The following is a 17,952-nucleotide window of genomic DNA, read 5'->3' on the forward strand; positions in this document are numbered from 1 at the left end:
CCCCGGACTTGCGCGCCGGCCAGGCTTACGCGCCGCACCCGAACCACGGCCGCAGACTAAAGTGGGCGCATGCCCGTGAACCCCGCCGCAACCACCGCCCTCTGGCCCGCACCGCACGCGAGCGAGGCCGTCGACGCGACGGTCCATGTGCCGGGGTCGAAGTCCGTCACCAACCGCGCCCTCGTCCTCGCCGCCCTCGCCTCCGAACCCGGCTGGCTGCGCCGCCCGCTCCGCTCTCGCGACACCCTGCTGATGGCGAGCGCGCTGCGCGAGATGGGCGTCGGCATCGAGGAGGGCGTGGGCCCGGACGGCACCGGCGAGGCCTGGCGTGTGCTGCCCGCGGGACTGCGCGGACCGGCCACGGTCGACGTCGGCAACGCCGGCACGGTGATGCGCTTCCTGCCGCCGGTCGCCGCCCTCGCCGACGGCCCGGTCCGTTTCGACGGCGACCCGCGTTCGTACGAGCGTCCCCTGAACGGCGTCATCGACGCGCTGCGCGTCCTGGGCGCGCGGATCGACGACGACGACCGGGGCGCGCTGCCCCTGACCGTGCACGGCTCGGGCGCGCTGGACGGCGGGCCGGTGGCCATCGACGCGTCCTCGTCGTCCCAGTTCGTGAGCGCGCTGCTGCTCTCCGCCCCGCGCTTCAACCAGGGGGTGGAGGTCCGCCACACGGGCTCGACCCTGCCCTCCGTGCCGCACATCCGGATGACGGTGGACATGCTGCGCGCGGTCGGCGCCCAGGTGGACACCCCGGAGTCGGGCGGCGAGCCGAACGTCTGGCGGGTCACTCCGGGCGCCCTGCTCGGCCGGGACCTGACGATCGAGCCGGACCTGTCCAACGCCCAGCCGTTCCTGGCGGCGGCGCTGGTCACGGGCGGCCGGGTGCTGATCCCGGACTGGCCGGCCCGCACCACCCAGCCGGGTGACCGGCTGCGGGAGATCTTCACCGAGATGGGCGGTTCCTGCGAGCTGGCCGACTACGGCCTGGTCTTCACCGGCTCGGGCTCGGTCCACGGCATCGACGTCGACCTGAGCGACGTCGGCGAGCTGACCCCAGGCATCGCGGCGGTCGCCGCCCTCGCGGACTCCCCGTCCACCCTGCGCGGCGTGGCCCATCTGCGCCTGCACGAGACGGACCGGCTGGCGGCCCTCACCAAGGAGATCAACGAGCTCGGCGGGGACGTCACGGAGACCGCCGACGGTCTGCACATCCGTCCGCGCCGGCTGCACGGCGGGATCTTCCACACCTACGACGACCACCGCATGGCCACGGCCGGTGCGATCATCGGCCTGGCGGTGGAGGGCGTGCAGATCGAGAACGTGGCGACGACGGCGAAGACCCTGCCGGACTTCCCCGACCTGTGGACCGGGATGCTCGGGACGTCCGGGGTATAGGGACTTCCGCCATGCGCCGCTACGGCAAGCACACCGACGAGGACGACATCCGCAGCCGCCCGAACCGCAAGGGCAACCGGCCTCGTACACACATCCGGCCCAAGCACGAGGACGCCGCCGAGGGCATGGTCCTCACCGTCGACCGGGGCCGGCTGACCTGCCTCGTCGAGGACCGGATCGTCCTCGCGATGAAGGCCCGTGAACTGGGCCGCAAGGCCGCGGTCGTGGGCGACCGGGTCGACATCGTCGGCGACCTGTCCGGCAAGAAGGACACTCTCGCCCGCATCGTCCGCATCTCGGAGCGCACCTCGGTGCTCCGCCGCACCGCGGACGACGACGACCCGTTCGAGCGCGTGATCGTCGCCAACGCCGACCAGATGGCCGTCGTCACCGCACTGGCCGACCCGGAGCCGCGCCCCCGGCTGATCGACCGCTGTCTGGTGGCCGCGTTCGACGGCGGTCTGACCCCGCTGCTGGTCATGACGAAGTCGGACCTGGCGTCCCCGGACAAGCTGCTGGAGCTGTACGGCCACCTCGACATCCCGTACGTCGTCACCAGCCGCGAGGAACTGGAGAACGGCGACGCGGTGGGCCGGGTGCGCGAGCTGCTGGCCGGGCGGACCACGGCGTTCGTCGGGCATTCGGGCGTCGGCAAGACGACCCTGGTCAACGCGCTGGTCCCGGAGGAGCGGCGGCGGGTGACCGGCCATGTGAACGCGGTGACCGGCCGCGGCCGCCACACCACGACCTCGGCGCTGGCCCTGCCGCTGGCGGGCACGGACGACTGGGTGATCGACACTCCGGGCCTACGGTCCTTCGGCCTGCATCACGTCGACCCGTCCCGGGTGATCCTCGCCTTCCCCGACCTGGTGCCGGGCACCGAGGGCTGCCCGCGCGCGTGCAGTCACGACGAGCCGGACTGCGCGCTGGACGCGTGGGTGGCCGAGGGCCACGCCGACCCGGCGCGGCTCTACTCCCTGCGACGGCTGCTGTCCACGCGCGAGCGCACGGAAGGCGACTGAACAGCAGACGGGCAGCCGACGAACAGGCTGTTGACCACCGCGTTGTTTGCGTACACCCGAGTCCGGTAAGTGCATAATCGCACCGAGCCGGACACACGGAGGGACAGCTCATGGCGTGGCTGCTGGTCGTCGTAGCCGGATTGCTCGAGACCGGTTTCGCCGTGTGCCTCAAGTTGTCCCACGGTTTCACCAGGCTCTGGCCCACCGTCGCGTTCTGCATCTTCGCCCTGGGGAGCTTCGGCCTGCTGACCCTCTCCCTGAAGAAACTCGACGTGGGCCCCGCCTACGCCGTGTGGACGGGCATCGGCGCGGCGGGCACCGCGATCTACGGCATGATCTTCCTCGGCGACCTGGTGTCGATCCTGAAGATCGTCTCGATCAGCCTGGTGATCATAGGAGTGATCGGACTGCAGCTGTCGGGGTCGGCGCAGTAGGACGCGGCATCGGCGGTCAGACGGCCGGTTGGCGCTGCAGGGCTCCCCGTACCAGCTCGGCGACCCCGTCCTCCCCCGGCGGCGGCGCGGCCACGCAGGACAGGGCGAGGCGGACGGCGAGTTCGCAGGCGCGGGCCAGGTCGGCGGCGTCGGCCCGGACGGCGCCGGGTCCCGAGAGCACGGCCACGGCCCGGTCGCGGACGGCGCCCACCAGATCGCCGGGCGAGGGCAGCGGCCCGTCCGCCCGCCGCTGCGCCGGAACGGCGGAGGAGGACGGCACCGCCGAGAGCGTCGGCGCGGGCAGTCGCTCGCTCCAGAACCCGGTGAGGACGGCCCGTACGAGGACGTTGTCGCGGGCGGCGGCGGTGGTCCACTCGGCGGCGGCGGTGAGCCGGTCCCGGGCGTCCCCGCGCACGGCGAGCGCCCGGTCGACCCCGGCCAGATATCCGTCGGCCTCGCGTCTGACGAGTGCCCTGGCCAGGCCCTCCTTGCTGCCGAACTCGTTGTACAGCGTCTGCCGGGACACCCCGGCCGCCGCGGCGACGTCCACCATCCGCACCGCGGCCCACGGCCGTAGCGCAAGTGCCTCGAAGGCGGCGTCCAGTAGGGATTCCCGCGCTGCAGGCATCATCGCCTCCCTGGAACGAGCGGCTCTGCGCCCCAGGTTTGACGCGCACGACGGCACTGTCAAGGGTCCGCGAGGGGGACGGCGTCCACACCCCGGTCCCCTGTGGCCCCTGCTCGGCCCCGCCGGATACGGTTCGTTCCATGCCGGACTACCTGGACGACCTCCGACTCGCGCACGTCCTCGCGGACGCAGCCGACGCCGCGACCATGGACCGTTTCAAGGCCCTCGACCTCAAGGTCGAGACCAAACCGGACATGACCCCGGTGAGCGAGGCCGACAAGGCCGCCGAGGAGATCATCCGCGGCCATCTCCAGCGGGCCCGGCCCCGGGACGCGATCCTGGGCGAGGAGTACGGCATCGAGGGCACCGGCCCCCGCCGCTGGGTGATCGATCCGATCGACGGCACGAAGAACTATGTGCGGGGCGTCCCCGTCTGGGCCACGCTGATCTCGCTGATGGAGGCGGGCGAGGGCGGCTATCAGCCCGTCGTCGGCGTGGTCTCCGCGCCGGCGCTGGGCCGCCGCTGGTGGGCCGCGAAGGGGTACGGCGCGTTCACCGGCCGCAGTCTTTCCGCCGCGAGCCGGCTGCACGTCTCCCGCGTCTCGAAGCTGTCGGACGCCTCCTTCGCGTACTCCTCGCTCACCGGCTGGGAGGAGCGCGGGCGGCTGAACGGCTTCCTCGACCTGACCCGCGAGGTGTGGCGTACGCGCGCGTACGGCGACTTCTGGCCGTACATGCTGGTCGCCGAGGGCGCGGTCGACCTGTGCGCCGAACCGGAGCTCTCGCTCTGGGACATGGCGGCCACCGCGATCGTCGTGACGGAGGCCGGTGGCGTCTTCACTGGCCTCGACGGCCGTCCGGGCCCGCACAGCGGCGACGCGGCCGCGTCGAACGGGCTGCTCCACGACGAGCTGCTGGGCTATCTGAACGAGCGCTCCTGAACATCACGCCCGAGAACCACAGATGAGCGCGCGCGCCCTCAATTGGACGCGCGCGCCCTCTTGTTGACCCCCGCTTTACCTGCCACGCTGACACCACCCCCACTTGTGAACTTGTGAATTCATGAACTAATCCATGAACCGACAAGTCACGGATTCATAGGAGGTGCTCAGCCCATGCTCGTCCGCGACGCCATGAGCACGGTGGTCCTGACCATCGGCCCCGCACACACCCTCCGGCAGGCCGCCGCCCTGATGTCCGCACGCCGCGTCGGTGCGGCCATCGTCCTGGACCCGGACGCCGGCGGCATAGGCATCCTCACCGAGCGGGACATCCTCAACTCCGTGGGCCTGGGCCAGGACCCGGACAGCGAACACACCCACGCCCACACCACCAACGACGTCGTCTTCGCCGCACCGACCTGGACCCTGGAGGAAGCGGCGCAGGCGATGGCACACGGCGGCTTCCGCCATCTGATCGTCCTCGACCGCGGCGAGCCGGTCGGCATCGTCTCGGTCCGCGACATCATCCGCTGCTGGGCGCCGGCCCGACAGCAGGTACCGGCCTGAGGACGCCGGCCCGGACGACGAACGGGCCGGGCCCCCGAGGGGGAACCCGGCCCGTTCGCTCACGACAAGCGGTCCAGTGCTGTCAGCCGCGCAGGGCCTGGACCGCGACCTCCAGCCGCTTGCCGCAGTCTCTGGGTTGATCCTACAATGGACTTTGTCCAAGTCAAGTTGGACTCTAAAGTCACACTCGTTCGGGACCTGTTCCCGCTGGCTGTTAGGCTGGGCTCCATGAGTGACCTTCTGGGACGACTGCGCGGACGCGGATGGCGAATGACCGCGCAGCGGCGTGTCGTGGCCGAGGTGCTCGACGGCGATCACGTCCATCTGACCGCCGACGAGGTGCACGCCAGGGCCGTCGTCCGGCTGCCGGAGATCTCCCGGGCGACCGTCTACAACACGCTCGGCGAACTGGTCTCGCTCGGCGAGGTGCTCGAGGTCGCCACCGACAAGCGCGCCAAGCGGTACGACCCGAACGCGCACCGCCCGCACCACCACCTGGTGTGCGCCCAGTGCGGCGCGATCAAGGATGTGCACCCGAGCGGCAACCCGCTGGCCGACCTCCCCGACTCCGAGCGCTTCGGCTTCAAGGTCTCGGACGTCGAGGTCACATACCGCGGGATCTGCCCGAACTGCGCCGCGGCGTAACCCCTTCCGCCCACCCGCACACCCGCCCGCTCCGGCACGCTCCAGCACGCGGGGTTCCCGAATCTGACGACCCGTCACATCGTCGGGAGCTGCGGGAGAGCCGTATCCGAAACTCAGCGCACGTGATCTGACCCGAACCATCGGCCGGGGCCCAGGCGCGGTCGACGCCCTCGGTCCCCTCGAACCGGCCGTCGCCCCCGGCGAGTTCACCTGTGCCGTCGGCCCCTCGGGCTGCGGCAAGTCGACCCTGCCGCGCATCGCGGCGGGGCTGCTGCGCCCGAGCACCGGCACGCTGGAGATCCGCACCTCCAACCCCCGCCCCGCGGCCATGATCTTCCAGGACTACGGCATCTACGACTGGAAGACCGTCCGCGCCGACGTCCGCTTCGGCCTGGACGTCCAGCGCGTCCCGCGCCGCGCGGCGACCGCCCGCGGCGACGACTGGCTGGCCCGCATGGGCCTGGCGGGCTTCGCGGACGCCTACCCGGCGACCCTCCCGGGCGGGATGCGCTGGGGGTCCCCCCAGGCCCTTTGGGCTCTGGGGGAGGGTGGCGGTTTCCGCTCGACCACCGAGCGGCCCATGACCTGCCTGCCGGACTTCGGGTTCAGCTTCACCGAACCGTCTGCGGGGATCATGCACTCTCCGTCACCACCGCAGGTCCGCGGCCGCACTGAGCATCCCGGACGAGGAGGCGGTCGGCCGCAGCGGCTGAAATTCCCGAGAGCGACAACGACTGAGGGCCGGAATCCATGTTCTGGATTCCGGCCCTCGGCCTTCAGTAGCGGGGACAGGATTTGAACCTGCGACCTCTGGGTTATGAGCCCAGCGAGCTACCGAGCTGCTCCACCCCGCGGCGATGAATGCAACGTTACGTGAAGGGGGACGACGAAGGCAAATCCATTGGACGGCCGCCCGTCTTCGCAGGTCGGACGAGGTCAGGCCGAGAGCTCTTCGCGCAGCGCGTCCCGCAGCCGCGCCGCCCGCTCGGAGACTTCCGCCGGCCCGAGCGACACCGCCCGGTCCGCCCAGCGCTGCCCCTCCGCCAGCTCGCCGCGACGCGCGTAGACCAGGGCGAGCCGCAACGCCGCCCGCCCGTGCCCGGCGTCGGCCGCCCGGGTCCACCACACAGCGGCCTCGGGCTCGCTGCCCTCCCGCGCGAGCAGCAGCCCGAGGTTGAAGGCGCCGTTGCGCGATCCGGCCTCCGCGGCCGTCCGGTACCAGCGCGCCGCCTCGACGACGTCGCCGCGAGCGGCGGCCAGCATCCCGACCCGCACCTGCGCCCGGCGGTGACCCTGCGTGGCCGCCCGCTCGTACCACTCCTCGCACTCGGTCTTCTCGTGCACGATCTCCCCGAGTTCGTGCGCCGGCTGCTGCGGCCGGCGCGCGTCGAGCACGGACGCCAGCCGGTAGGCCGCCTCCGCGCTCCCGCCGCCGGCGGCGCACCGCAGATGCCGTTCGGCCTCCTGCTCGTCGCCGTCCCGCAGCCGCGCGATGCCGACCTGGAGCGCCGCCTCGGTGTGCCCGGCGGCGGCCGCCCGCTCGTACCAGCGCAGCGCGACGGGCTCCTCGCCCCGTCCGGCGAACAGGATGCCGAGGTTGAACGCGGCGTCGACGCTGCCCGCCTCCGCGGCCTTGGAGAACCACGGTTCGGCGCCGGCCGTGTCGCCGCCCTGGAGCAGCAGGATGGCGAGCGCGTTGGCGGCCTCCCGGTGCCCGGCGTAGGCCGCGCGCCGGTACCACTGCTCGGCCTGCGCCGTGCGGCCCTGCTCGGCGCAGAGCAGGGCGAGGTTGTAGGCGCCGTTGTCGTCACCGGCGTCCATGGCGGCCCGGTACCAGCGCTCGGCGGTCTGGGTCTGCCCCCGCTCGGCGTGCAGCGCGCCCAGGGCGTTCGCCGCGTTGCCGTCGCCCTCCTGGGCGGCCCGCAGCCACCAGATGGCGGCGTTCTCGGTGTCGCCGGCGTCGCGCAGCAGGAAGCCGAGCGCGCAGGCGGCCCGTGCCTCGCCGTCCTTGGCGGAGGTCAGATACCAGCGCCCGGCCTCCTTCAGGTCACCCCGCTTCTCCAGGATGGTGCCAAGGTGCAGGGCGGCCCGCCGGTGTCCGCGCGCGGCGGCCTGCCGGTACCACTGCTCGGCCTCGGCCCCCGCGGCGACACCGTTGTCGTGGCCGTGCCCGTCCCGGTCGCCGTCCGTGACGGCGCTTCGGCGCTCCCCGCTCTGCTCGTATTCCTTCTGGTCGAGGGCGCGGGCCAGCCGGTAGGCCGCTTCCCGGTGCCCGCGCTCGGCGGCGGCCCGCATCCAGCGCTCGGCCCCCGCGTCGCCACGGTGTTCCAGCAGGTCGGCGAGGGCGTACGCGCCCAGCGCGTGCCCCTGTTCGGCGGACTGGCGCAGCCAGTACTCGGCGGCCGGCTCGTCCCCGCACTCACGTCGGTGGCGGCCCAGCGCGTGCGCGGCCGCGGCGGAGCCGGCGACGGCGGCGACCCGCCACCAGCCGGCGGCGTCGTCGGGGTAACCGCGCTGGTGGAGGAGGACGCCCAGGTTGTTGGCGGCGGCCCGGTCGCCCTCGGCGGTGGCGGCACGCAGATGGGGCTCGGCACCGTCGAGGTCGCCGCGGCGCAGCAGCATGGCCCCGAGGACGCTCATGGCCTCGGCGTCGCCGGCTTCCGCCGCGAGCCGCAGGCGCATCTCCTCGACGGCCTCACCCGTCTCGACGGCGTCCGCCGCCTCGTCCCGGCTCTCGTCCGGGGTCGCTTCCTCGCCGGAAGGCTGCACAAACCGCCCTGTCTCGAACAGAGTTGCCTTGTCCCCCATAACGTCCATCGTCGCACCACCTGCAACCCGGGTACACCTGGTATACCGCGGCCCGTAAGGTCACTTCAGCGTTTTGTCGACATGCCCACAGAGAGACAAGTCAAACACAGATCCCTCAACTCCCCACAGCGGCGCGGCCATCACGTCCCCCGGCACATGCGTTCGCACATCACGAAGGCCCGGATCCGTTTCTGGATCCGGGCCTTCGTTTTTCAGTAGCGGGGACAGGATTTGAACCTGCGACCTCTGGGTTATGAGCCCAGCGAGCTACCGAGCTGCTCCACCCCGCGTCGTGTTCCACAACCGTACCACGACGCGGGGTGGAGCATGATCAGCCGCTGGTCGGACTGGGACTCGGGCTCGGACTCGCACTGCTGCCGGAGCCGGAGCCCGAGCCGCCGCCGGGGCTCGCCGAGCCGGTGGGACTCGGTGTGCTGCTGGCCTTGGCGCCCTTGTCGGCCTCCGCCTGCGCGGCCTCGGCCCGCTTCAGCGCGGCCTCGAGATCCTTCTGCGCCTTGGCGTACGCGTCCCAGTCGGGCTTCTTCAGCGCCTCCTGGCCCGCGGTGAAGGCCTTCTGGGCGTCGGCGAGCGCCTCTCTGACCGTCGGGTTGGTGGACGTCGGCGGTGTCGTGGTGCCGTCGCCCTCGTCAGCCGGCGGCGTGGTCGTACTCTCCGCGCCGAAGACCTTGTTGAGGGCCTCGTCCAGGGTGTCCTCGAAGGCGGTGTTGCCTCCGTAGGTCACCAACACCTTTTTCAGGAGGGGGTACTTGAGCCCGCCACCGCGCACATAGACCGGCTCCACGTACAGCAGGCCGCCGTCCAACGGCACCGTCAGCAGGTTGCCGTACTCGATGTCGGAGTCGCCGCCCTTCAGGAGTCTGATGGACTCGGCGATGTCCTGTTCGGAGTTGAACTGGCTCTGCACCTGTTTGGGTCCGTCGACCGTCGTACTGGTCGGCAGTTTCAGCACTCTGATCTTGCCGTAGTCAGGAGTGCCCGCCTCGGAGTCGACCGCCATGAACGCACTGAGGTTGTCCCGGCCGTTGGGCGTGAACGTCGTCGTGAGCGAGAACGCCTGCGCCGCCTGGTCGGGCATCTTCATGCTCAGGTAATACGGCGGCACCGCGTCGCCCGACTTGTTGGACGGGTCGTCCGGCACCTGCCACACCTCGCTGCCGCTGAGGAACGTCGTGGCGTCCTTCACGTGGTAGCGGGTGAGCAGCTCGCGCTGGACCTTGAACAGGTCCTGCGGGTACCGGAGATGCGCCATCAGGTCGCTCGAGATGGACGACTTGGACTTCACCGTGCCGGGGAACGCCTTCATCCAGGTCTTCAGGACCGGGTCCTCGGTGTCCCACTGGTAGAGCTTGACCTCGCCCGTGTACGCGTCGACGGTCGCCTTCACCGAGTTGCGGATGTAGTTGACCTGGTTCTGCTGGGCCACCACCGCGCGGTTGTCGTTGGTCGCGGTCAGCGAGTCGGCCGTCGTGTCGCCCAGGGTCGTACGGGAGGCGTACGGGTAGCCGTTCGTCGTCGTGTACGCGTCGACGATCCACTGGATCTTGTTGCCGACCACGGCCGGATAGGCGTCGCCGTCGATGGTCAGCCACGGGGCGACCGCCTCGACGCGCTCCTTCGGCGTGCGGTTGTACAGGATCCGCGAACCGTCGCCAATGGCACCGGAGTACAGGATCTGCGGCTCCCCGAACGCCACCGCGTACGCGGCCCGGTTGATCGGGTTGGAGAGGTTGACCCCGCTCTTGCCGGTGTAGCTGGTGGTCTTCTCACCCTGGTCGTCGGAGTAGTCGATCTCCTTCTGGGGACCGCCGACGATCGAGTACGTGGTCGTCTTCTCCCCGTAGTAGACCCGCTGCTCGTATGTGCCGAGCTCGCCCACGGAGGGCAGGTTGGACTCGGTGAAGAGCGGCCGGCCCTCGGCGTCGGAGGTGGTGCCGTTGGCGGCGACCACGCCGTAGCCGTGGGTGTAGCGGAAGTGGTTGTTGATCCAGTTCTGCTTGTCCACGCCCGCGAGGTTCAGCTCGCGCAGACCGATGACCGTGTCCTCGTCCGTGCCCTTGATGTTGTAGCGGTCCACGTCCAGGTTGGTCGGGAAGGCGTAGTACTTCCGCATCTGCTGGAGCTGCTGGAACGTCGGGGACACGATGTTCGGGTCCAGGACCCGGATGCTCGCGGCGGCGTCGGCGTCGTCGCGCAGCTTCGTCTTGTCCTTGGTGGTGCCGGTGCCCGAGTACTCGGTGACCTGCGCGTCCTCGATGCCGTACGCCTCGCGCGTCGCCTTGAGGTTCTTCTCGACGTACGGGGCTTCCTTGGCCTGCTCGTTCGGCTGGACCTGGAACTTCTGGACGATCGCCGGGTACAGCCCGCCGATGAGGATCGCCGAGAGCACCATCAGGCCGAAGCCGATCACGGGCAGCTGCCAGGTGCGCCGCCACAGGGTGGCGAAGAACAGCAGCGCACAGATGACGGCGATGCAGAACAGGATCGTCTTGGCCGGCAGGTAGGCGTTGGCGTCGACGTACCTCAGGCCCGTCCAGTTGTCCGTCGCCTTGAAGTCGCTGGACTTCACCGCCAGTCCGTAGCGGTCGAGCCAGTAGGCGACCGCCTTCAGCGTGACGAAGATGCCCAGCAGCACCGACAGGTGCCCGGTGGCCGCGGCCGTGGCGCGCGCGCCCGGGCTGGTGACCCGCAGCCCGCCGTACAGGTAGTGGGTGAGCGCGGCGGCGATCAGGGAGAGGATCGTGGCGGCGAAGCCGAAGCCGAGCAGGAACCGGTACCAGGGCAGGTCGAAGGCGAAGAAGGACACGTCGAGGTGGAACTGCGGGTCCTTCTGTCCGAAGGACACACCGTTGACCCACATCAGCCAGGTCCGCCACTGGCCCGCCGCCGAGGCGCCGGCGATGAGGCCGACCAGGGCGGTGATGCCGAGCAGCAGCCACGTCTTGTAGGGCGCGATGCCCATGCGGTAGCGGTCCAGGCTCTGCTGTTCCACCGACATCGCGCTGAGCGGCGGCCGCAGCCGGTGGGCCAGCCAGATGTTGAAGCCGACCGCGAGTGCCATCAGCAGGCCGAAGACGAAGAACAGCCCGATCTTGGTCCACAGCGTGGTGGTGAAGACCGACGAGTAGTTCACCGAGCGGTACCAGAGCCAGTCCGTCCAGAACCCGGCGAACATGGTGAACGCCATGCCGAGAACGGCAAGGACGCCCAGTGTCAGGAGCAGGGTCCGGACGCGCCGGGACGGGCGGCCCACTCTCATCCGCGGCCCTGTCGGGCCTCCGCCGCGGTCCGGCATCTGGAAAGCCAAGGTGCGCACCTCGAAGTCGAAATTGATCCGTCAGGCCCGCGTGTTCGTGGACCGTTCGTGGCCCCCCGTGATCGCGAGCCCACATCTATGCAACTTACTCACCGTTTACTCGGTTCCCGATTCCGGCCAGGAACGAGAGAGGATTGTGACCATGTCCAACACTCCCATGGCGGCGAGCCCGCTCACCCGGGCCGTACTCGAGATCGACGAGTACGCCTCCGGCCTCGGCTGGGACCAGCCCGCCCGCCTTTTCGCCCTCGTAGACACCGCTCGGCTGCGAGCCCAGGAACCGTCGCTCGCCGCCCAGCTCGGCCTTCAGGACGAGCCCCAGACCACCGGTCTCACCCCGATCGAGCAGGACGAAGTGCCAACGGACAAGCCGCTCGACGAGTTCCTGGCCACGATCGCCTGGCCCGACGCGGTGGTCGGCTGCGCCCTCACCGTGGAGCGGTTGATGCTGCCCCCGTCCGCCGAGGCCCAGGTCCCGCAGGGGCTGAGCGGGGCGAAGCTCACGAAGTGGGTGGCGGACCACCCCGACCGTCAGGAGGTCCGGATGACGGTCGGCGTGCTGCGCGACGGCACCCGCGACTCGGCCCTCCGGCTGCGCGAGAAGGACGCCCCGACGGAGGTCCTCACGGGCGCGGGCCTGGTGCCGGGCCTCGCGGAGGCGCTGTCGGCGACCTTCGCGGAGTAGCTCCTGAGGAAGGTTCGCGCGGTGGTCGGTCCTGCGGCTACTTCGTGCACTTCGGCAGGTCGGCGGTGTCGCCGCTGCGGATGTCCTTGAGGGCGGTGAGGGCGTCGTCGATGGTGTTCACCTTGACGAGCCTGAGCCCCGAGGGGGTGTCCTTGGCGGCGGCCGCGCAGTTGTCGGCGGGCGTCAGGAAGTACTGGGCGCCCTGGCTGCGCGCGCCGACGGTCTTCATCTCGATGCCGCCGATCGGCCCGACCTTGCCGGCGTCGTCGATCGTCCCGGTGCCGGCGACGAACTTGCCGCCGGTGAGGCTGTCCGGGGTGAGCTTGTCGTAGATGCCGAGCGCGAACATCAGACCGGCGCTGGGCCCGCCGACGTCGGCGAGCTTGATGTCGATGGTGAACGGGAACGTGTGGTCGGTCCCGGCCGAGATCCCGACGATGGCCCGCTTCTCGCCGGTGTCGTCGGAGGCCGCGGTGGTGATGGTGACGTCCTGGGTCTTGGTCGCCGTCCTGTTCGCCTTCTCGGCGGCCGCCTGCTCCTTGGCCGGAACGATCGTGAAGACGACGTTCTCCCCCGCCTTGTGCTTCGTCACCAGCTTCGCGACGTCGCCGGGCTCCTTCACCGCGGTGCCGTCCACGGCCTTGATCACGTCACCGGCGTGCAGCTTGCCCTCCGCCGGGGATGCCTTCACCACGGTCGAGACGATCACCCAGGAGGTCACCGGGATGTCCAGCTCGTTCAGGGCGGCGACCTTGGCGCTCTCCTGGGACTGGCTGAACTCCTCGGCGTTCTCCTGGGTGGACTGCTCCTCGGTCTTGCCGTCCGGGTAGAGCGTGTCGTGCGGCACGACCTTGTTGTCGTGCGCGAGCCATCCGTAGACGGCCTCGACGAGGTTCATCCGGTAGTCGGCGCTGGTGACCCGCACGGTGGTCATGTTGAGGTTGCCGCTGGTCGCGTAGGTCTTGCGCCCGGAGATCTGCAGCACCGGCTCGCCGTCGTGGTCGCCGAGTGTGTTCACCGTCGGCCCCGGGGACATCTCCGCGTACGGCACGGGGATGAGTACTCCCGCGCACAGGAGCGCGATCAGCATCAGGGTGGAGGCGAGCATCGTCGCGGTGCGGCGTGGCATGACTCGACATTACGTGACGCGTCTGTCAGCGCACCGTCAGGGCTGCCACCCGGGTCAGGTATGCGAGTGGGGCTTCTCCATGGCCGCGCGGAAGCGCGCGTATCCGTCCAGCTCAGGGCCGTCGCTGCGAGCCTTGCGGGTTCGGTTGGCCCAACTGCCCCACAGGCCGGCACCGATCCCGGTGGCAAGCGGAATCAGCAACCAGGCGAGCGCAGCCATGCCGACCTCCCAACCCCGATGAGCTACCACAACTGACTGATCAGCAGATTAACCATCCGCACTGACAACGCTCATGGCAGGGGTCCGGTTACGCAACCGGACGGGTGGCCCCGGGAACGGGCCGCGAAGCGGAATGCCCCGGGGAGGGGGACGGGGCCGGTTCGGCAGGACCGGTTCAGCAGGCGCCGACCCACTCCTCCGTCCCGTCCGAGAACTTCTGGTGCTTCCAGATCGGCACCTCGTGCTTGAGGTCGTCGATCAGCTTCCGGCAGGCCTCGAAGGCCTCCCCGCGGTGCGGGCAGGAGACGGCGACGACGACGGCGAGGTCGCCCACGCGCAGGTCCCCCACGCGATGCACGGCCGCGAGCGCGCGCACCGGGTAGTCCGCGACGACCTTCTCCGCGATCCGCCGCATCTCCGCCTCGGCACTGGGGTGGCAGGAGTAGCCGAGCGCGTCGACGTCGGCGCCCCCGTCGTGGTTGCGCACGGTGCCCACGAACAGCGCCGTCCCGCCGGCCGCGTCGTCTCCGACGGCGCGGAAGACCTCGTCCAGGGAGAGGGCGGTGTCGCGGACGGCGATCAGCTTGACGGGATCCTGCGCCGCCTGCTCGCCGGGGTGCTCGTTGGTGGCTGCCATGCCCCCATCGTGCCGCACGCCTGAGACCAGGGGGAATAGCGTCATCGCCCGGTACGCGCGTGTGACGCTTCGGAGCCTCCTACAGGAGGATGCCCAAGCAGGCCTCGCTTCGGCGCCTCCTACAGGAGCCTGCCCAGGCAGGCCTCAGCAGGCTTCAGTAGGCCTCCGGTATGAGGCGGCCCGTCCCCGGGGGGGGCTTCCCGGCGGCGGGAAGCCCCCGCGCTCATCGCCGCCGGGCCTTACGGGCCCTGCGCACCACTGCCGCCGCACCCAACAGAGCCACCGTCGCGCCTGCCGCGCCCGCGGCGGTCGCGTCCTTGCGGCCCAGCCGCCGGCCGACGACGGTGTGCCGCCCGGACACCTCCGCCAGCAGCTCCGCGAGGACCTCCTCATTGGTCCACTGCGGCCGCCACCCCGCGTCGTGCAGCCGGCTCCCGCTCACCACCCAGGGGTGCATCGTGTACGCGAGGTCGCCCGCCGGGGACGGCGTGAGCCCGATCCGGTGCAGCCGGGCGGCGGCGCCCAGCGCGACCGCCGACGGCAGCTCCATCCGCCGGATCCCGCTGAGCTCCTCGACCTCCTCCTGCTCCAGCCACCCGTCGCACCCGACGGCCAGCTCCCCGTCGACCTTCTCCAGGACGGCGTACTCCAGAGCGCCCACCAGGTCCTCGACGTGGCAGAACTGCCAGGCCGGCCGCGAACCGGCGACGACCAGCAGCCGCGGGGACTCGAAGTACCGGGTCAGCGCGGTGTCGGTGCCGCCGACCAGGATCGCGGGCCGCACCACGGTGACGTTCAGTCCCGGATGCGCCCGGGGCGCACGCCGTGCGAGCCGTTCGATCTCCAGAAGGTCGCCGACGCCGGTCGCCTCGGCCGTCGCGCGCAGCTCCGCGTCCTCCGCGAGCGGCAGCTCGTTGTCCTCCAGCGCTCCGTAGACCATCGCGGAGGTGCACAGCACGACGCGGTGCACCCCGGCCGCCGCGGCGGCCGTCAGCACGGTCTGCGTTCCGCGCACGTTGTAGGCCGTCCGGGCGGCGGCGTCACTCCCCAGGTCGAGGTCGAGGGCGAGGTGGACCACGACGTCCGCCCCGCGCAGCTTCTCGGCGATCGCCGGGTCACGGACGTCGAGGATGTGCCACTGCGCCGCGTCGCACTCGCCTCGCCGCTCGTCGATGGCGACGACCTGCTTGACCTCCTCCGATGCGGCGAGCCGCTCCGTGAGCAGCGCGCCGACCCCGGTCGCGGCACCGGTCACGGCGACGACGGGCCCGCGCGCACCGCTCGGGGTTGCGTGGTTTCGCGCTGCGCGAACCTGCGGATCTGGGGAACTCACCAGGTGTCTCCAGCGGTTGTCTTGGCATACGGGCGTGAGTGACGCGTACGTACCAGGTGGCATCCATCCTGCCGCAGGCCAGGAGTCGGCGAAGCACCGAGGCCCGATCGAGCCGGGGTGTCTACGCTGGGTGGTGTTGCAGGGCAGTCGCCGCCGGCCGATAACCGGTGGCCTTACCAGCCGAGGAACCCCGTGAGTGACACCCCATTCGGATTCGGCCTTCCGCCGGAGGAGCCGGAAGACGGCGACGAGGGCAAGAAGAAGGACCCGCAGAGCGGCGGTGGTCAGGGACCGGCCAACCCGTTCGGTTTCGGCGGGATGCCCGGCGCCGGCGGCTTTGGCGGCCCCGGCGCGGACAATCCGCTCGCCGCGATGTTCGGTTCACTGAACCCCAACGACCTGGGGGCCGCGTTCCAGCAGCTGGGCCAGATGCTCTCCTACGAGGGCGGCCCGGTGAACTGGGACATGGCCAAGCAGATCGCCCGCCAGCAGGTCTCCCAGGGCACCTCCGACGGCGTGAAGGACGCGAGCGTCGGCCCCTCCGACGTCACCGCGGTCCAGGAGGCCGTCCGCCTGGCCGACCTGTGGCTGGACGACGCGACCTCCCTGCCGTCCGGCGCCGGCACTGCGGTGGCGTGGTCCCGCGCGGAGTGGGTCGAGGCGACCCTGCCCGCGTGGAAGGAGCTCGTCGACCCGGTCGCCGAGCGCGTCGGCGCGGCCATGGGCGACGTCCTGCCGGAGGAGATGCAGGCCATGGCGGGCCCGCTGATCGGCATGATGCGGTCGATGGGCGGCGCGATGTTCGGTTCGCAGATCGGCCAGGCCGTGGGCGTGCTCGCGGGCGAGGTCGTCGGCTCGACCGACATCGGCCTGCCGCTCGGCCCGGCCGGGCGCGCGGCACTGCTGCCGGTGAACATCGAGGCGTTCGGCAAGGACCTGGGCGTGGCGAAGGAGGAGGTGCGGCTCTACCTCGCGCTGCGCGAGGCCGCCCACCAGCGCCTGTTCGCGCATGTGCCGTGGCTGCGCTCGCACCTGTTCGGTGCGGTCGAGGGCTACGCGCGCGGGATCAAGGTCGACACCGCCAAGCTGGAGGACGTGGTCGGCCAGTTCGACCCGCAGAACCCCGAGCAGTTGCAGGACGCACTGCAGCAGGGCATGTTCCAGCCGGAGGACACCCCGGAGCAGAAGGCCGCCCTGGCCCGTCTGGAGACGGCCCTGGCGCTCGTCGAGGGCTGGGTGGACGCGGTGGTGCACGCGGCCGCGAAGCCGCGCCTGACGTCCGCCGACGCGCTGCGCGAGACGCTGCGCCGCCGCCGTGCCACGGGCGGTCCCGCGGAGCAGACGTTCGCGACGCTGATCGGTCTGGAGCTGCGCCCACGCCGACTGCGCGACGCCTCCCGGCTGTGGGCCTCGCTGACGGACGCGCGCGGGGTCGACGGCCGTGACGCCCTGTGGGCCCACCCGGACATGCTGCCCACGGCGTCCGACCTGGACGACCCGGACGGCTTCGTGCACCGCGAGCAGCTGGACTTCTCCGAGCTGGACAAGATGCTCGGCGAGGCGGCGAGCGGCGGCGGCCACACCGAGAAGCCGAATCTGAAGAAGGACGACGAGAACGACTCCAGGGGCGACGACACCGAGTGAGCCTGTACGACGACGCGGTCCTCGTCCTGAAGGGGTACGAGGGCCAGGAAGAGCTGCGCCAGACCTATCTGGACCATCTCGCGGCGCATCCGGACGGCATGCGCAAGGCCTGCGGGGACGGCCATCTCACGGCGAGCGCGCTGGTGATCGACCCGGGGCGGGGGCGGGTGCTGCTCACGCTCCACAAGAAGCTGCGCATGTGGCTGCAGACGGGCGGCCACTGCGAGCCGGCCGACGCGACGCTGGCGGCCGCGGCCCTGCGGGAGGGGACCGAGGAGTCGGGCGTCCCGGGGCTGAGCCTGCTGCCCGGCGGCCCGGTCCGGCTCGACCGGCATCTCACGCCCTGTGCCTGGCACTACGACGTCCAGTACGCGGCGCTCGCTCCGGCCGGGGCGGTGGAGGCCATCAGCGACGAATCCCTCGACCTGCGCTGGTTCGCCTACGACGAGGTGGCGGGCGTGGCCGACGGGTCGGTCGTACGGCTGCTGGAAGCGACCCGCGCGCGGCTGTGAGCGGCGACGGCCGCAA

Annotated in this window: 16 protein-coding genes, 2 tRNA genes and 1 pseudogene; 10 read left to right on the forward strand and 9 right to left on the reverse strand. The window is 71.1% G+C overall.

Annotated features, from left to right (window positions below; genetic code table 11):
* Positions 1–69: 69 nt before the first annotated feature.
* The 3 genes from aroA to ACWD4O_RS03555 all read left to right on the forward strand — a co-directional run bounded on the left by aroA (position 70) and on the right by ACWD4O_RS03555 (position 2,854).
* The gene (gene aroA / locus ACWD4O_RS03545; protein WP_451277029.1) at positions 70–1,398 is read left to right on the forward strand and encodes a 3-phosphoshikimate 1-carboxyvinyltransferase; all 1,329 of its coding nucleotides are present in this window, start codon (positions 70–72) and stop codon (positions 1,396–1,398) included.
* 11 nt (positions 1,399–1,409) lie between these two features.
* Positions 1,410–2,420, forward strand: a complete 1,011-nt coding sequence (rsgA, locus tag ACWD4O_RS03550) for a ribosome small subunit-dependent GTPase A (RefSeq protein WP_451277031.1) — start codon at positions 1,410–1,412, stop codon at positions 2,418–2,420.
* A gap of 110 nt (positions 2,421–2,530) precedes the next feature.
* Complete coding sequence (locus tag ACWD4O_RS03555) at positions 2,531–2,854, forward strand: DMT family transporter (protein ID WP_451277033.1); 324 nt, start codon at positions 2,531–2,533, stop codon at positions 2,852–2,854.
* A gap of 16 nt (positions 2,855–2,870) precedes the next feature.
* Here ACWD4O_RS03555 and ACWD4O_RS03560 read toward each other — a convergent pair whose 3' ends face one another.
* Complete coding sequence (locus ACWD4O_RS03560) at positions 2,871–3,485, reverse strand: TetR/AcrR family transcriptional regulator (protein ID WP_351903164.1); 615 nt, start codon at positions 3,483–3,485, stop codon at positions 2,871–2,873.
* 137 nt (positions 3,486–3,622) lie between these two features.
* Here ACWD4O_RS03560 and hisN point away from each other — a divergent pair, with 137 nt between their 5' ends.
* The 4 genes and pseudogenes from hisN to ACWD4O_RS03580 form a co-directional block, all read left to right on the forward strand.
* On the forward strand, positions 3,623–4,423 hold the full coding sequence (gene hisN / locus ACWD4O_RS03565) for a histidinol-phosphatase (protein ID WP_451277036.1): 801 nt from the start codon (positions 3,623–3,625) through the stop codon (positions 4,421–4,423).
* Between the two features lie 174 nt (positions 4,424–4,597).
* Positions 4,598–4,990, forward strand: coding sequence for a CBS domain-containing protein (locus ACWD4O_RS03570; RefSeq protein ID WP_451277038.1), 393 nt, complete (start codon positions 4,598–4,600; stop codon positions 4,988–4,990).
* A 228-nt stretch (positions 4,991–5,218) separates the two neighbouring features.
* Complete coding sequence (locus tag ACWD4O_RS03575) at positions 5,219–5,635, forward strand: Fur family transcriptional regulator (RefSeq protein ID WP_363166974.1); 417 nt, start codon at positions 5,219–5,221, stop codon at positions 5,633–5,635.
* Positions 5,636–5,762: 127 nt separating this feature from the next.
* Positions 5,763–6,146, forward strand: a pseudogene (locus ACWD4O_RS03580) (ATP-binding cassette domain-containing protein); the annotation flags it as partial.
* Positions 6,147–6,415: 269 nt separating this feature from the next.
* Here ACWD4O_RS03580 and ACWD4O_RS03585 read toward each other — a convergent pair.
* The 4 genes from ACWD4O_RS03585 to ACWD4O_RS03600 form a co-directional block, all read right to left on the reverse strand.
* Positions 6,416–6,489: transfer RNA gene (locus tag ACWD4O_RS03585), tRNA-Met, on the reverse strand.
* 82 nt (positions 6,490–6,571) lie between these two features.
* Positions 6,572–8,452 (reverse strand): tetratricopeptide repeat protein, encoded by a 1,881-nt coding sequence (locus tag ACWD4O_RS03590; RefSeq protein ID WP_451277041.1) that lies wholly within the window; start codon positions 8,450–8,452, stop codon positions 6,572–6,574.
* A 207-nt stretch (positions 8,453–8,659) separates the two neighbouring features.
* Positions 8,660–8,733 (reverse strand) — tRNA-Met (locus ACWD4O_RS03595).
* Positions 8,734–8,774: 41 nt separating this feature from the next.
* Positions 8,775–11,756 (reverse strand): UPF0182 family membrane protein, encoded by a 2,982-nt coding sequence (locus ACWD4O_RS03600; RefSeq protein ID WP_451277718.1) that lies wholly within the window; start codon positions 11,754–11,756, stop codon positions 8,775–8,777.
* Positions 11,757–11,919: 163 nt separating this feature from the next.
* Between ACWD4O_RS03600 and ACWD4O_RS03605 the strand changes: the two genes are divergently transcribed.
* The gene (locus ACWD4O_RS03605) at positions 11,920–12,462 is read left to right on the forward strand and encodes a PPA1309 family protein (RefSeq protein ID WP_351903139.1); all 543 of its coding nucleotides are present in this window, start codon (positions 11,920–11,922) and stop codon (positions 12,460–12,462) included.
* Between the two features lie 37 nt (positions 12,463–12,499).
* On the opposite strand, the gene ACWD4O_RS03610 is transcribed toward ACWD4O_RS03605, so the two are convergent.
* From ACWD4O_RS03610 to ACWD4O_RS03625, 4 genes are all read right to left on the reverse strand, one after another.
* Positions 12,500–13,591, reverse strand: coding sequence for a YlbL family protein (locus ACWD4O_RS03610; RefSeq protein ID WP_451277043.1), 1,092 nt, complete (start codon positions 13,589–13,591; stop codon positions 12,500–12,502).
* Positions 13,592–13,645: 54 nt separating this feature from the next.
* Positions 13,646–13,810 carry a hypothetical protein gene (locus tag ACWD4O_RS03615; protein ID WP_358801141.1) on the reverse strand — a complete coding sequence of 55 codons (165 nt, stop codon included), beginning with the start codon at positions 13,808–13,810 and terminating at the stop codon, positions 13,646–13,648.
* A gap of 175 nt (positions 13,811–13,985) precedes the next feature.
* Positions 13,986–14,447, reverse strand: coding sequence for a molybdenum cofactor biosynthesis protein MoaE (locus ACWD4O_RS03620; protein WP_451277045.1), 462 nt, complete (start codon positions 14,445–14,447; stop codon positions 13,986–13,988).
* Positions 14,448–14,670: 223 nt separating this feature from the next.
* A complete protein-coding gene (locus tag ACWD4O_RS03625; protein ID WP_451277047.1) occupies positions 14,671–15,780 on the reverse strand; it encodes an SDR family oxidoreductase in 1,110 nt (369 codons plus the stop codon).
* A 192-nt stretch (positions 15,781–15,972) separates the two neighbouring features.
* Between ACWD4O_RS03625 and ACWD4O_RS03630 the strand changes: the two genes are divergently transcribed.
* A complete protein-coding gene (locus ACWD4O_RS03630) occupies positions 15,973–17,424 on the forward strand; it encodes a zinc-dependent metalloprotease (RefSeq protein ID WP_451277049.1) in 1,452 nt (483 codons plus the stop codon).
* On the forward strand, positions 17,421–17,936 hold the full coding sequence (locus ACWD4O_RS03635; protein WP_451277051.1) for an NUDIX hydrolase: 516 nt from the start codon (positions 17,421–17,423) through the stop codon (positions 17,934–17,936). Before ACWD4O_RS03630 ends, ACWD4O_RS03635 begins: the two co-directional genes overlap by 4 nt.
* Positions 17,937–17,952 lie beyond the last annotated feature (16 nt).

The sequence above is a fragment of the Streptomyces sp. NPDC002623 genome (assembly GCF_053592635.1).